Source organism: Rhodococcus pseudokoreensis (assembly GCF_017068395.1).
Lineage (GTDB): Bacteria > Actinomycetota > Actinomycetes > Mycobacteriales > Mycobacteriaceae > Rhodococcus_F > Rhodococcus_F pseudokoreensis.
Genome location: NZ_CP070619.1, coordinates 4,647,871 through 4,662,178, shown reverse-complemented (window position 1 = coordinate 4,662,178; position 14,308 = coordinate 4,647,871). Strand labels below are relative to the sequence as shown.

General features: G+C 67.8%; 14 protein-coding genes. 6 read left to right on the top strand and 8 right to left on the bottom strand.

The features are described from left to right. The first annotated feature begins 59 nt into the window (after positions 1-59). The 3 genes from JWS13_RS26440 to JWS13_RS26430 all read left to right on the top strand — a co-directional run bounded on the left by JWS13_RS26440 (position 60) and on the right by JWS13_RS26430 (position 3,103). On the top strand, positions 60-617 hold the full coding sequence (locus tag JWS13_RS26440) for a PadR family transcriptional regulator (protein ID WP_012690437.1): 558 nt from the start codon (positions 60-62) through the stop codon (positions 615-617). Beyond that, entirely contained in the window at positions 610-1,695 is a 1,086-nt protein-coding gene (locus tag JWS13_RS26435; protein WP_206008300.1) for an inositol-3-phosphate synthase, read from the top strand. Before JWS13_RS26440 ends, JWS13_RS26435 begins: the two co-directional genes overlap by 8 nt. Before the next feature lie 157 nt (positions 1,696-1,852). Then, positions 1,853-3,103, top strand: a complete 1,251-nt coding sequence (locus tag JWS13_RS26430; protein WP_206008299.1) for a T3SS (YopN, CesT) and YbjN peptide-binding chaperone 1 — start codon at positions 1,853-1,855, stop codon at positions 3,101-3,103. Here the strand turns inward: JWS13_RS26430 and JWS13_RS26425 are convergent. From JWS13_RS26425 to JWS13_RS26395, 7 genes are all read right to left on the bottom strand, one after another. Next, a complete protein-coding gene (locus JWS13_RS26425) occupies positions 3,100-5,322 on the bottom strand; it encodes a transglycosylase domain-containing protein (protein ID WP_206008298.1) in 2,223 nt (740 codons plus the stop codon). The genes JWS13_RS26430 and JWS13_RS26425 overlap by 4 nt on opposite strands. Before the next feature lie 132 nt (positions 5,323-5,454). Then, positions 5,455-5,646, bottom strand: coding sequence for a hypothetical protein (locus tag JWS13_RS26420; RefSeq protein ID WP_206011732.1), 192 nt, complete (start codon positions 5,644-5,646; stop codon positions 5,455-5,457). Positions 5,647-5,683: 37 nt separating this feature from the next. Then, a complete protein-coding gene (locus tag JWS13_RS26415) occupies positions 5,684-6,577 on the bottom strand; it encodes a carbohydrate ABC transporter permease (RefSeq protein ID WP_087555589.1) in 894 nt (297 codons plus the stop codon). After that, the gene (locus JWS13_RS26410; protein ID WP_206008297.1) at positions 6,574-7,623 is read right to left on the bottom strand and encodes a carbohydrate ABC transporter permease; all 1,050 of its coding nucleotides are present in this window, start codon (positions 7,621-7,623) and stop codon (positions 6,574-6,576) included. The genes JWS13_RS26415 and JWS13_RS26410 overlap by 4 nt, the downstream gene beginning before the upstream one ends. Positions 7,624-7,638: 15 nt before the next feature. Further along, positions 7,639-8,913, bottom strand: a complete 1,275-nt coding sequence (locus tag JWS13_RS26405; protein WP_124389587.1) for an ABC transporter substrate-binding protein — start codon at positions 8,911-8,913, stop codon at positions 7,639-7,641. A 150-nt stretch (positions 8,914-9,063) separates the two neighbouring features. Next, positions 9,064-10,137 carry an ABC transporter ATP-binding protein gene (locus JWS13_RS26400; RefSeq protein ID WP_105419964.1) on the bottom strand — a complete coding sequence of 358 codons (1,074 nt, stop codon included), beginning with the start codon at positions 10,135-10,137 and terminating at the stop codon, positions 9,064-9,066. A gap of 246 nt (positions 10,138-10,383) precedes the next feature. Continuing rightward, entirely contained in the window at positions 10,384-11,307 is a 924-nt protein-coding gene (locus JWS13_RS26395; RefSeq protein WP_206008296.1) for a sucrase ferredoxin, read from the bottom strand. Between the two features lie 61 nt (positions 11,308-11,368). Between JWS13_RS26395 and JWS13_RS26390 the strand changes: the two genes are divergently transcribed. The 3 genes from JWS13_RS26390 to JWS13_RS26380 all read left to right on the top strand — a co-directional run bounded on the left by JWS13_RS26390 (position 11,369) and on the right by JWS13_RS26380 (position 13,749). Continuing rightward, complete coding sequence (locus tag JWS13_RS26390) at positions 11,369-12,337, top strand: ABC transporter substrate-binding protein (protein ID WP_206008295.1); 969 nt, start codon at positions 11,369-11,371, stop codon at positions 12,335-12,337. A 72-nt stretch (positions 12,338-12,409) separates the two neighbouring features. Beyond that, positions 12,410-13,228 carry a DUF2786 domain-containing protein gene (locus tag JWS13_RS26385; protein ID WP_206008294.1) on the top strand — a complete coding sequence of 273 codons (819 nt, stop codon included), beginning with the start codon at positions 12,410-12,412 and terminating at the stop codon, positions 13,226-13,228. Beyond that, a complete protein-coding gene (locus JWS13_RS26380; protein ID WP_206008293.1) occupies positions 13,225-13,749 on the top strand; it encodes a TIGR04338 family metallohydrolase in 525 nt (174 codons plus the stop codon). The genes JWS13_RS26385 and JWS13_RS26380 overlap by 4 nt, the downstream gene beginning before the upstream one ends. Positions 13,750-13,755: 6 nt before the next feature. Here JWS13_RS26380 and JWS13_RS26375 read toward each other — a convergent pair whose 3' ends face one another. Further along, the gene (locus tag JWS13_RS26375; protein WP_206008292.1) at positions 13,756-14,235 is read right to left on the bottom strand and encodes a nitroreductase family deazaflavin-dependent oxidoreductase; all 480 of its coding nucleotides are present in this window, start codon (positions 14,233-14,235) and stop codon (positions 13,756-13,758) included. Positions 14,236-14,308 lie beyond the last annotated feature (73 nt).

Here is a 14,308-nt window from a genome sequence, read left to right as displayed (position 1 = left end):
GGTGCGATATAGTTTTGAATCGCATCACACGGTTAGGTCGGGCGACTCAGGGGGTGGACATGCTCGAATTGGCAATTCTCGGGCTGCTCCACGAGTCACCCATGCACGGATACGAGCTACGCAAGCGGTTGACGGGACTCCTGGGTGCATTCCGCGCCTTCTCCTACGGTTCCCTCTACCCGACGCTCCGACGCATGCAGGCCGACGGATTGATCGCCGAGGACGCAGGTCCTCCGGGGACCGTCAAGCGTCGCGCCCGCCGCGTCTACCAGCTCACGCCGATCGGCAAGGAGCGGTTCAAGGAACTGGTCGCCGACACGGGTCCGCAGAACTACACCGACGATGGATTCGGCGTTCATCTCGCCTTCTTCAGCCGCACCCCCGCCGAGGCGCGGATGCGGATCCTCGAAGGCAGGCGACGCCAGGTCGAGGAGCGCCGGGAGGGGCTTCGAGACGCGATCGGCAGAGCGAGCGGCACGCTGGATCGCTACACCAAGCAGCTCCACCAGCTCGGCCTCGAATCCAGTGAGCGCGAAGTGCGCTGGCTCAACGAGCTGATCGCCGCCGAGCAATCGACAGCAACACCTAAGAAAGAAGGAGAACCCGACCATGGGTGAGAACAGCACCGCGGTGCGCGTAGCCATTGTGGGCGTGGGGAACTGTGCCTCGTCCTTGGTTCAGGGCGTGCAGTACTACAAGGACGCCGACGAGACGGCGACCGTTCCCGGCCTCATGCACGTCAAGTTCGGCAAGTACCACGTGCGCGACGTGCAGTTCGTCGCCGCGTTCGACGTCGACGCCAAGAAGGTCGGATTCGACCTGTCCGAGGCCATCTTCGCCAGCGAGAACAACACCATCAAGATCGCCGACGTCCCGCCGGCCGACGTCCCGGTGCTGCGCGGCCCCACCCTCGACGGCATCGGCAAGTACTACGCCGAGACCATCGAGATCTCCGAGGCCGAGCCCGTCGACGTCGTCAAGGCTCTGAAGGACGCGAAGGTCGACGTGCTGGTCTCGTACCTGCCCGTAGGTTCCGAGGACGCCGACAAGTTCTACGCCCAGTGCGCCATCGACGCGAATGTCGCGTTCGTCAACGCCCTGCCTGTGTTCATCGCCTCCGACCCCGAGTGGGCCGCGAAGTTCAAGGACGCCGGCGTCCCGATCGTCGGTGACGACATCAAGTCGCAGGTCGGCGCCACCATCACCCACCGCGTGATGGCGAAGCTGTTCGAGGACCGCGGCGTGCAGCTCGACCGCACCATGCAGCTGAACGTCGGCGGCAACATGGACTTCAAGAACATGCTCGAGCGTGACCGTCTGGAGTCGAAGAAGATCTCCAAGACGCAGGCCGTGACGTCGAACCTGACCCGCGACCTCGGTCCGGGCAACGTGCACATCGGCCCGTCGGATCACGTCGGCTGGCTCGACGACCGCAAGTGGGCGTACGTCCGCCTCGAGGGCCGCGCGTTCGGTGACGTTCCGCTGAACCTGGAGTACAAGCTCGAGGTCTGGGACTCCCCGAACTCGGCAGGCATCATCATCGACGCCGTCCGCGCAGCCAAGATCGCCAAGGACCGCGGCATCGGCGGACCCGTCTACCCGGCGTCCGCGTACCTGATGAAGTCCCCGCCGGTCCAGATGGCGGACGACAAGGCTCGCACCGAGCTCGAGGCGTTCATCATCGGCGCGGAGTAATCCACACAGCAGTACTGAGCACATAGGTCGCTCAGCTCCCGGGCGAATGCACCTTTCGTCGTCTTCACGGCGACGAAAGGTGCATTCGCCTTTGTGTTCGACTTCTTGTCAGACCCTCCCTCTACGGTGACACCCAGGATTCATCGAGGGAGGCGTGATGTCCGACAACACTTTCGATCGCGAGATCGACGACGCCTGGACCGAGCTCCAGGACCGTCTGACCGGCTACGTGCACGCGATGGAGGACGACGACGAACTGGTGCTGCAGTCGCAGTACGACAGCGTCGACGAGGGTCTCGTCGAGACCGCCGCGTGTGTGCGGTTCTTCGCCTGGGCCGGCGACAAGGTGCGGTGCGAGGTGCCGTCCAACCGCTTCCTGCACCCGGCGCGGGCGCTCACCGCGGACGAGCACGAGCGGCTGATCGAGCTCGGCTGGAACCGCCCCGACCTGTGTGAGCACGTCGGCGAGGGCAACGGTTCCGCGTCGTACTACCTCGACGCCGACCGGGAGGACGCCCACCTGCTGGCGTCGATGACGGTGACCGTGTTCCGGGAGATCTGGGACCTTCTGCACCCCTCGTTCCTGAAGGCGATCACCGGCGGCCGGGACGAGACCGCCGAGTTCGGTACCGCCGACGTCCCCGCCCAGCTGCGCGACGGCACCGGGTTGCGCGACGGTGTCGACGCCGCGGTCGAGGCCATGCTCGAGCAGGAACCGGGCAAGGACGCGGACGGCGACATCCTCGTGTGGGTCGGCGACCTCCCCACATATGTGCGGGTCATCGAGGAGGACGCCCGCGTGGAGGTGTTCGCCCGGGTGGTCCACACGATCAGCGATCGCACGCGCACGGCGGAGGCGCTCGCCGACCTCAACCGGCAGTGGCCCGACATCAAATTCCTGCTCATCGTCGACAACGTGGTCGCCGTCATGCGTGTCGACGGATCACCGTTCGTCGCCGATCATCTGGTGTCGGTGTTCCGGATGTTCGAGCAATTCGTCGACACCATCGACGACGCGTTCGCCGAAAGGCTTGGCGGCAAACTCAATTCCACACCCGAGGCCACGTCCTCGTCCGCCGACCACGAATGCGCGGACGAGTTCCCCGCCGCCCTCGTGACCCTGATCCACCTCGACTCCGAGAGCGGCCTCGACCCCGACGACGTCGCGGAAATCTGCGGACGCGATCGCGACACCATCCTCGAATTCCTCCGCCTCTGCTCCGAGCAGGAGATCGAGTGGCGTCACAACGCCGAACTCGCCCGCGAGGAGGACGCAGAAGAGGCCGACATGTGCGAGGACGAGTCGCGGGCGTGGGCGAAGACGAAGGAGAGCCTGCGCGCCGCTCTGCGAGTTGTGGTGCTGCCGCACCGGACTCCGCCGCGCGGCGGGTTCCAGAACCTCGGCTAACCCGGCAGCGGGATGATGACGCCCGGCAGGATTTCGATCTGGGTCGGCGCCGGGACGGGTGCGGGCACCGGCGGGACGGGCGGCACCGGGACGGCCGCCGGGGGCGGAACCTCGACGGGTGCGGGTGTGGGCGCGCCGGGTGGTGGGACGACCCCGCTGGTGCCGGGAGTCGTTCCGTCGCCCCCGGTTTGACCGCTCCACGTCGGCACACCGGCCTGCCCGCCGATCGGGTCGGGCCACGGGAAGTCTTCCCAGTCGGTGTCGTCGAGCGCGCCGTCCATCGTGTCCTTCCAGATGTCGGACGGCAGACCCGAACCGTAGATCAGCCCGCCCCAGGTGTTGTTGATGGCGGTGGCGTCGGCCTTACCGATCCACACCGCCGTCGACAGCGACGGTGTATAGCCGACCATCCAGGCGTCCTTGTTCTCACCGGTGTCACCGAGCTGCGCGGTACCGGTCTTCGCCGCCGACGGGCGCCCCCCCGCCAGCGCGTGCCCCCGCGAGTAGGAGGCGATCGGCATCAGGGCCTGGCTGATGTTGTCGGCGACGGCCGGGTCGAGTCGCTGCTCACCGGGGCTGGGTGCCCGGTCGAGGAGTACGACACCGTCGGCGGTCACGACGCGCTGCACGAAGTACGGCTGGTGATAGACCCCGGACGCGGCGAGCGTCGCATACGCCGACGCCATGTCGATCGGCCGCGTCAGGTACTGGCCGAGGACGATGCCGCCCTCCGGTTCGCCGCCGTTCTCGCTGAGCGTCTTGCCCTGCACCCCGGGGATGAAATCCGGGATCCCCGCCTTGTGGGCGGCGTCGGCGATGGCCTGCGGGCCGTTGTCCATCGACATCATCAACCGGTAGAAACTCGTGTTCAGCGACCGCTTCGTCGCCTCCGCGATGGTGCACGTTCCGCAGGACTCACCCTCGACGTTGCCGATCTGCACACTGCCGACGGTCAGCGGGGCACTGCTGAACCGGGCCGAGAGCGGGATGCCCTGATCCAGTGCGGCGGCCAGTCCGAAGACCTTGAACGACGACCCCGTCTGCAGCGGCGCCTGCGCGTAGTCGAAGCCGGCGCCGTCCTCGCCTCCGTAGTACGCGCGCACCCCGCCGGTGTGCGGGTCGATGGACACGACCGCGGTCCGCAGCGCCGGATCCTCACCCTCGAGGTTGTCGTGGACGGCGTCGATCGCGGACTGCTGCGCCCTCGGATCGATCGTCGTGGTGATCTGCAGGCCCTCGGTGTTGAGGGTCTGCTCGGAGATCCCCGCATCCGACAACTCGCGCAGCACCTGGTTGCGGATCAGGCCGTCGGGGCCGGGCGCGGAGTTGGCGTCGGTGGGCCGGTTGGACGGCGCCGTGACCGGGAACTCCGCGGCACTGCGGTCCTGCTGGCTCAGCACACCCATCGAGACCATGCCGTCGAGGACGTAGTTCCACCGCGCCTGCAACTGGTCGAGGTTCGCTTCGGGGTCGAGGTAGGACGGGCTCTGAATCACAGAGGCGAGCACCGCGCCCTCGGCGACGGTGAGGTCGCCGACCGGCTTGTCGAAGTACGCGCGCGACGCCGCCTCGATGCCGTACGCGCCGCGACCGAAGTAGATGGTGTTCAGGTAGGCGGCGAGAATCTCGTCCTTGGACCACTCGCGGGCCATCTTGGTGGAGATCACGAGTTCCCGCATCTTCCGGTACACGTTGCGATCCGCGCCGACCAGCACGTTCTTGACGTACTGCTGCGTGATCGTCGACCCGCCGCCCGCGCTTTCCTTGCCGAGGACGTTGTCGCGGGCGGCGCGCATGAAACCGGTGACCGAGAACCCGGGGTTGGAGTAGAAGTTGCGGTCCTCCGCCGACAGGACGGCGTCGCGGACGTGCTGGGGGATGGCGTCGAGCGCGATCTCGGTGCGGTTGCCCTCCGGCGGGATCACCTTGGTCAGCTCGGTGGTGCCGTCGGCGGCGAAGACGGTCGCCACCTGGTTGGTCTTCATGTCCGACGGCCGCGGGACCTCGGCGCGAATGTAACTGACGAGGAAGACGACGAGCGGGATGACCAGCAGCAACGCGATCACGACCAGGCTCACCCGGCGGACCGTGCGCCACCGGGTGCGCTTCTTCTTCCCGTCCGGTGGTGGGGTGGTCGTCTCGGCCGAACCGTCGTCTGCGGGCGGTGTGTCTCCCGGATCGGAGGCACGATTGTCCGTCGCGTCGTTGCCAGAACTCACTTACACACTCCCGGTCAGTTATCCGGTCACGGAGGATCGTCGCACCCACCCGTACGTATGTTATGTGAACGACCCTGGACGTGGCGTGCGGCGCGCTATCGCCCAGCAACTATCCGTACCGACCGGACTGTTTCAGCGCACCCGCTTCCGGGCGGTGATCGCCAGCCCCGACAGCACCAGGCACCCGGCCAACACCAGCGCGGGAGTGACACCGGGGTCGCCGCGGAACACCTCGACGACCGCGGCGACGAACGCCATCACCGTGAAGAACCCGAGGATCCCGATCAGAACCTCGAGCCGCTGCTGCTTCGCCACCGGATGCATCCCGCGCTCCGTCACATTCCCTCGCTCCGCTCGACCGTCAACTCTTCACGCCGCCGGCCGTCAGGCCAGACACGATGCGACGCTGGAACAGCAGCACCATGATCACCAGCGGAATGGTGACGATCGTGCCCGCCGCCATGATCGCTGCGTACGGCACGACGTGCGGGTCGTTGCCGGAGAACCGGGCGATCGCGACCGTGACGGGTTCGGTGGCGTCACTGGAGAGCTGGCTGGCCAGCAGGTACTCGTTGACGGTCGCGATGAACGCGAGGATGGCCGTGGTGAACAGGGCCGGCGCCGCGAGCGGCAGCATCACCAGCCGGAACGCCTGACCGCGGCTGGCGCCGTCGATGCGGGCCGCCTCCTCGAGTTCCCAGGGAAGTTCCTTGAAGAACGACGTCAGCGTGTAGATGGTGAGCGGCAGGACGAACGAGATGTTCGGGATGATCATCGCCTGGTACGTGCCGATCCAGCCGATGTTCGTGAACAGCTGGAACAGCGGGGTGACCAGGGCGACGACGGGGAACATCGACGCCCCGAGCACGATGCCGACCACCACGTACTTGAACCGGAACTCGATGCGGGCCAGCGCGTAGGCGGTGAAGATGCCGACGGCGAGGGCGATGACGGTGGTGATTCCGCCGATGATCATGCTGTTGACGACGGCGCGGGTGAAGTTGTTGCCGCTGCTCGTCGACAGTGCGTTCTGGAAGTTCTCGAGCGTGACGTGTGTGGGCCACGGGGTGGTGTCGAACGTGTAGTCCGGGTCGCGGAACGCCGTCACCATCATCCAGTAGAACGGCGCGAGCCCCCAGACGAGGATGATCGCGACACCGATGTAGATGCGGGAGTTCTTGAACGCGAGCCGTGTCGGACGGTTCCGGGCGGGGGGTTTGCTCGGGAGTTCGAGCTCCGGGGCGCGGTGGGTCACGGCTTCGGCCCCTTTCGCTGGGCTTCCTGCGTTTCGACGGCGTTGGCGCCGAGGAATTTCACGAGCACGAATGCCACCGCGAAGATCAGGAGGAACGTGATGGTCGAGAGTGCGGACGCGCTGTTGAACCCTTGCCGCACCTGGTCGACGACGAGGATCGACACCGTCGTGGTGGCCGGGTTGCCGCCGGTCAGGATGGCGGGCAGGTCGTACATGCGGAGGGCGTCCATGGTGCGGAACAGGATCGCGACCATCAGCGCCGGCTTCACCAGCGGGAGCGTGATCTGCCGGAACCGCTGCCAGGCGGAGGCGCCGTCGACGCGCGCCGCCTCGTACACGTCCTGCGGGATCATCTGCAGGCCGGCGAGGATCAGCAGGGCCATGAACGGGGTGGTCTTCCAGACGTCCGAGATGATCACCGCGAACCGGGCAGGCCAGGCGTCCGACGTCCACAGGATCTCGGTGCCGAGGAGGCGGTTGGCGATGCCGTCGTAGGCGAAGATGAAGTACCAGAGTTTGGCGGTGACCGCGGTCGGGATGGCCCACGGGATCAGGACCGCGGCGCGCAGCAGGGCGCGGCCCTTGAACGTCTTGCCCATGATGATCGCCATCCACAGGCCGATCGCGACCTCGAGAGTCACCGTGACGACCGTGAAGAACGCGGTGTTCCCGACGGCCGACCAGAACTGGGAGCCGAGCGTGCCGGGCGGGCACGCGACCACCACCCCGCCCGGGGACGTGCACTGCTGCAGAATCCAGTGCGTGTAGTTGGTGAATCCGGCCCAGCCGCCCTCGACGAACATGCCGGTCGTCGGATCGAGTCCCGCGTCCTTCTGGAACGACATCACCACTGCCCGGACCACCGGGTAGCCGATGACGACGGCCAGCACGACCAGGGTCGGTACGACCAACATCCACGCGCGACGACCGCTCAGCCCGGAGCTTCGCGTGTTCTCGCTCTTCTCACGCGAACCGCGGCCGGGGTCGGAACCCCCGGCCGCGGGACGGGCCGGCGCTCCACTGGTGGTCCCAGTCGGAACGGCCATGTTCACTCCTGTGTTCTACGAACCTGCGGACTGGATACCGGACTGCATGTCCGTGATCGCCTGATCCACCGACTTCTCACCCTTGATGGCAGCGTAGGCGTTGTCCTGCACGGCCTTCGACACCGCCGGGTAGAACGGCGTGACCGGGCGGGGGACGGCGTTCTCGATCGACACCTTCAGCGTCGGCATGAACGGGAAGGCCGCGATGATCTCCGGGTCGTCGTACAGTGCGGCGCGGACCGGCGGCAGCGAGCCCATGGCGATGATCCGCTGCGCCTGCTCACCCTGCAGGAAGGTGAGGAAGTCGCGGGCCGTCGCCTTGTTCTCGGAGTACGCGCTGATGGCCGCGTTGTAGCCGCCGAGCGTCGAGGCGCCGATGCCGTCCTTGCCGGGCAGCGGGGCGACCGCGTACTTGCCCTTCACCGCGGACGAATCCTTGTCGGCGGTGCCGTACACGTACGGCCAGTTGCGCAGGAACAGCGCCTTGCCGTCCTCGAACGCCTTCTGGCTCTCGGGCTCCTTGAACGTGGTGTCCTGGGCCGGGATGTCACCGTTCTTGAAGTTGTCGACCAGAACCTGCAGGCCGGCGCGGGCCTCGGGGCTGTCGACCGTGGGGGTCTTGCCGTCTTCGCCGACGAACGAGCCGCCGTAGGCGTTGATGACCTCGGCGGCATTCACCGTCAGGCCCTCGTACGGCGCGAACTGACCGGCGTAGCAGTCGATGTTGTTGGTCTTCGCGACCTCACATGCGGCGGACAGTTCGGCCCACGTCTTCGGTGCGGCGGGCAGCAGGTCGCTGCGGTAGTACAGCAGGCCGCCGTTGGTGTTCTTCGGCGCCGCGTACTGGGTGCCGTTGTAGGTGGCGCTGTCGACCGTGGCGGGGAGGATTCCGGTGTTGTCCACCGCGAACTCACCGGTCAGCGGCTGCAGCCAGCCCTTGGCCGCGAACTCCGCGGTCCAGGGGACGTCGAGTGCGACGACGTCGTAGTCGGACTGCTTGGCCTGCAGGTGCTGGACCAGGTCGTCGTGCGCCTGATCGGCGTCGTTCGACTGCTCCTTGAACGTCACCTGCTCGTCCGGGTGCTCGGCGTTCCACGCGTCGATGATCTGGCGGACGACACCGGTCTCGGTGGTGTCCTTGCCCTCGACGTACGTGATGGGTCCGCGGCCGTCGAGGTTCTCCGACGTGGAATCGCTGCCGCTGTCACTCGAGCAAGCGGTGAGCGTGACCAGCGACGCGGCGGTGGCAAACACCGCGGCGCGCCGGACCGCTCTCGAAATCTGAACCATGGAGTCTCCCCGTGGGTAAAGGTGGATGAACCCCGCCACGGTGCGACGAGATTTCGCGGCACCGCTGCGGCGTCGGAACATACTGTGGCATGGAACACCGTCGAAGTCCGGCATTACCCCCGACCTGAATCGGTCAGGAGGCGCCTGCGATCAGCTGAGCCGGTACCCCTCGGATGCCGAGAACAGGTGCACCTGCGACGGGTCGACGTGCAGTTTCACCAGGTCACCCTTGCGGGGCGGGTTCCGCCAGTCGGCGCGGGCCACCAACTGCTGCGTCTCACCGTTGACGGTGCTGCGGCCGTAGATGTAGGCGTCGGATCCGAGTTCCTCCACCACCGCCACCTCCATCGGGATGCCGGTGGTCGACAGTTCCAGGTGTTCCGGGCGGATCCCGACGACCACCTGACGCTCGTCGGAGTCGGAACGCAGCTGCCGGGGCAGCGGGATGGTCGCGTCGCCGAGCAACACCCCGTCGGGGGTGATCGGCAGCGTGAAGAGGTTCATCGACGGCGAACCCATGAAACCGGCGACGAACACGTTCGCGGGCCGGTTGTAGAGGTCGCGCGGCGACGCGCACTGCTGCAGCACCCCGTCCTTCAGCACGGCCACCCGGTCGCCCATGGTCATGGCCTCGACCTGGTCGTGAGTCACGTAGACCATCGTCGTCTCGAGGCGCCGCTGCAGCTGCGCGATCTGGGTCCGCGTCTGCACACGGAGCTTGGCGTCGAGGTTGGACAGCGGCTCGTCCATCAGGAACACCTGCGGCTGCCGGACGATGGCGCGTCCCATCGCGACGCGCTGCCGCTGACCGCCGGACAGCGCCTTCGGCTTGCGGTCCAGGTACGGCTCGAGGTCGAGGAGCTTCGCGGTCTCCTCGACGCGCGTGCGGATGTCGTCCTTCGCGGCGCCGGCGAGCTTCAGCGCGAAACCCATGTTCTCGGCCACCGACATGTGCGGGTACAGCGCATAGTTCTGGAACACCATCGCGATGTCGCGTTCCTTGGGTTCCTGCGTGGTGACGTCGCGGTCACCGATGAGGATCCGCCCGCTGTGGACGTCCTCGAGCCCGGCCAGCATCCGCAGCGACGTCGACTTGCCGCAGCCGGACGGTCCGACGAGGACCAGGAACTCGCCGTCCTCGATCTTCAGGTCGAGCGTGTCGACGGCCGGCTTGTCCGAGCCGGGGAACAGGCAGGTGGCACCGTCATAGGTCACTGTGGCCATGAACGTCGAAGTCCCTTCTACCCGGCGCCGCGCTCAGGTGCGTGAAAATGTACCTGTTGACACACTTTCTCACTCACCTGTGGGTGGTCCGGTACGAATTCCCCTCGGTCCGAATCATGTTGGTCGGATTCATGTACAGGTTTCTCCACAGCTGGGGATGAACGCCCTAATGAAACGGGGTCGTGAATGCCGTGTGAACACAGGGCGCTTCGCGCCCCGTGCGTGGGAAAGGAGTCTCTGGACTCGTCAAGCGCGCACGGGCGGAGCCTTCTCGAACCGGTCCGGGCTGTCCACGACACCGGCGCTGCAGGCGGTCAGCCGGGGTTCGGCGCGGGTCGTGCGGACATGTACCCGGTCGATGCCGCCGGCGTGCCTGACCAGGACGTCCGTGTCACCGTCCGGCCGTGGGACCGCCGACAGCGGGATCACGTCGTCGAGTCCGGGCAGCGCCCGCTCCGTCCGGACAGTGTGCTCGGCGAACTGCAGCACCGGGTCGTCGGTGCACCGGCCGCGGTAGTGCTCGAGCACGACCCGTCCGCGATCGTGCTCGGCGACAATGCGTTCCGCCGCCTCCGCCGTGACCCTCCCGTAATAGATGCCGGACGGCAGGCACACCATGGTCGCGGCGAACCGGTCGCCGCCAACGTGCGTCGACTCCCAGACCCGGCCACCGCGATGGCCGAGGCCGGTGACCACGGGGCGTCCGAACGACGCGCAGCAGGCGTCCTTCTTGCCGTGGGTGCAGACCAGGAACAGTGATTCGGTGGCGTCGAGACGCTCACCGAGCCCGGGTGGCGCGTCGACGGTGAGGTCCAGGTCGAGCAGTTCCCGGTCCTCGCGCACCAGCAGTCGCTCGGCCCAGCCGTCATCGCGGCCCGGCCGGGTGAGATAGACGTGCCGTCCGGCCGCGAGGTCACGGCGCTGCCGGGTGCGGATCAGCACCGGACGCACTCCGGCGTCGGCGCACCGGGCGGCGAGCGCGTCACCGAGGACCGGGTCGAGACGGCTCTGCCGCAGTCGGTCGCGTCCCCACGGTCCGGGTTGCTCGATCAGCAGCCATCCGCGCACCCGGGGTGCGGTGCCGCACAACGGCTCCTGCAGTGACTGGGAGAGCGCCGCGCAGGCCGGTGGCGTCCACCCCTCGGGCGGCGTCGTCGTCAGCACACTCACACCCGAACTGTATAAGGTTAGGTTCACCTATCTTCTTCCCCCTTCGAGATCGAGGTCCAGGATGCGTTCAACCACGTGCTCCCCGAATGTCACCGACGTCCAATGGCAGGAGATCGTCGACGCCCTCACGCGACGACAGTTCGGCGCCGGGCTGGGCGCAGCAGCGCTGGCCACGTTCACCGCTGCGTGCGCGGGACCCGAGGCGGCGTCGGCCGGCGACAGCGGCGGGCAGCGGACGGTCACCCACGCCATGGGGACGACGACGGTGAGCAACCGGCCCAGCCGCATCGTCGCCCTCGACAGCCTGCCCATCGACACCGTCGTCACCCTCGGAAAGACCCCGGTCGGCGCGGCTCAGGCCGGTTCCGCCGACGCGCTGCCCGCCTACCTCGGCGGCGGACTGGACAGCACCACCGTCGTCGGGTCGATCGCCGAACCGAACCTCGAGGCCATCGCCGCGCTGCAACCCGACCTCATCCTCAGCAGCAAGCAGCGGCACGGCGACCTGTACAACGCACTGTCGGCAATCGCGCCCACCGTCTTCTCCGTGTCGCCCGCCGTCGACTGGCAGGGGACGCTGCGGCTGTTCGCCGAGGCCATGGGCGAAACGCAGGCCGCCGAGCAGAAACTGTCGGAATTCCACGCCCGCGCCGCCGCGCTCAGCGAGACCACCCGCGGCCGCACCGCACACGTCATCCGTGTGATGGACGACGGACTGCGCCTCCACGGTCCCGGCACGTTCTCGGGTTCGGTGCTGACCGCCGCCGGCTACATCATCACCGGGCAGCCGTGGGACGCGAAGAACGACATGTCCGAGATCTCGCTCGAGAACGTCGCCCAGATCGACTCCGACATCGCGTTCGTCGCCAACACCGCCGGACCCGGTGACCTGGGCATCGACCCCGTCCTCGTCGGGCAGATGGGACCGTCCCGACGCGACGGCGTCCGCCAGACCGACTACCGGGTGTGGATCACCGGCATCGGGCTTACCGGCGCAAACCTGATCCTCGACGACCTCGAGCGGCTGTAGGCGCTTCGCGCCCGTGCGTGGTTGACGAGTGCCTGGACTCGCTAAGCACGCACAGGGCGATAGCCTGCCCTGGTGAGTTCCGACAAGATGCTGACCCGCATCGGTGGGCTCCTCCGGCAGGCGGAATCCACCGACAACCCGCACGAGGGCGAGGCCTTCATGGCGGCGGCCCAGCGGCTCGCCACCGCCTCCTCGATCGACCTCGCGGTGGCGCGCGCGCACGCGGCCGGCCGGGAGAAGCAGGCGACGCCCACGCAGCGGCTGATCACGATCGGCGAACCCGGCAAGAAGGGTCTGCGGACGTACGCGCAACTGTTCCTGGCGATCGCCGCCGCCAACGACGTGCAGTGCGACATCGCGCAGACGTCGGCCGTCATCTACGCGTACGGGTTCGCCGGCGACATCGACGTCTGCGAGGCCCTGTACGCGAGCCTGCTGATCCAGATGGTCCGGGCGTCGGACGCCTACATCAAGTCCGGTGAGTACCGCGACGAGACGACGGTCCGGACGCAGGTCGAGACGCGCGGACGCCGCCGGGTCGCGACCCGGGTGCGCCGCCCGGTCGCCGGGGTCACCGCCCGGTTGAACTTCCAGCTCGCCTACGCCGCACGGATCGGGCAGCGCCTCGCCGACGCCAAGAAGGAGGCCGAGGAGCAGGCGGTGTCGGTGCCGGAGTCGTCGGCGGAGACGGCGCTGGTCCTGCGCGACAAGCAGCTCGAGCTGAAGGACTATTACTCGGAGAACTCCCAGGCCCGCGGCACGTGGCGGGGCGGCCGGGCGTCCGCCGGACATTCGTCGAGCGCACAGCGAGCGGGGGATCGCGCCGCCCGGACCGCCCGGTTGAACAACTCCCCCGAACTGTCTGTCGCACGCCGACAGATCCCGTCGTGAAGCGGCCCCGCGACACTCAGCGCACCGCCGTGTACGACGCGGAAGCATTGGTGCGCACCATGTTCGACCGCGCCGACGAACGCGGCCTGCGGGTCGTCGACGTCCTGGGTTCGCAGGTGACTTTGCCGATGGAACGCAGGTTCGCGTCCATCGATTCGGTGCAGGACTACGTCGACCGCGTCCTCGCCCTGAACTGGGTGCGGTCCACGTGGACGCGGGCGGCCACCCCGATCCACGTCCGGGCGAGGTCGGGCAACAAGGCCGCGCACTACGAAAGCGATTGCGCGACAATCGCGGTACCCGAGCACCGGAACGGCAACGCCTGGGCGTTCCGCGAACTGGTGGTGCTGCACGAGATCGCCCATCACCTCGACCCGTCCGATCCCGAATACCCGACAGTCGCGCCGCACGGACCGGAATACGTGGACCGCTACCTCACCCTGGTCGGGGAGATCATCGGCCCCGAGGCGGCGTTCGTCCTGCGGACCATGCTCCTCGCCGGCGGGGTGCGGCTTAACTGAGGACCGTCAGTCGCGGGGGCGCAGCCTGACGAAACGGATCTCGCGGCCGGCCGCCCGGAAGTCGGACGCGCTGCCGTCGACGTCGAAGCCCATGCCCCGGGCGATCCGCATTCCGAGTTTCGGATGCTCCGCCGCGTAGTGCGCCATGAAGTCCGCGCCGGTCTCGGCATCGAGGAATTCCGCTGTCACGGACAGTCGCCGACGGCCCACCTGGACCGTCGCGTTCGGTTGCGCCCGCAGGTTGCGGTACCAATCGGACTTGGGACCGAACCCGGCGGCCAGCACGTACCCGTCGCCGACGGCGTCGTGGTTGACCACCTCGAGCACGACCTGCCGACGCGCGCCGGTCTTGCGTCCGACGTGTCCGAGGAGCAGAAACCGGCCGCCGAGCAGGAACCCGAGGTGGCAGCGGTAGAGGTAGATCGGTGCGCGGAAGAACGCCCGCCGTAGGCCGGTGGGCGGGTCGGGCCGCTGGGTGACCTTCACACGCCCAGTCTTCCACGGCAGTTCGTTGTGCGTCCGGCCGTCGCGCGAGCAATATGGATCGAGAAGGCCCACC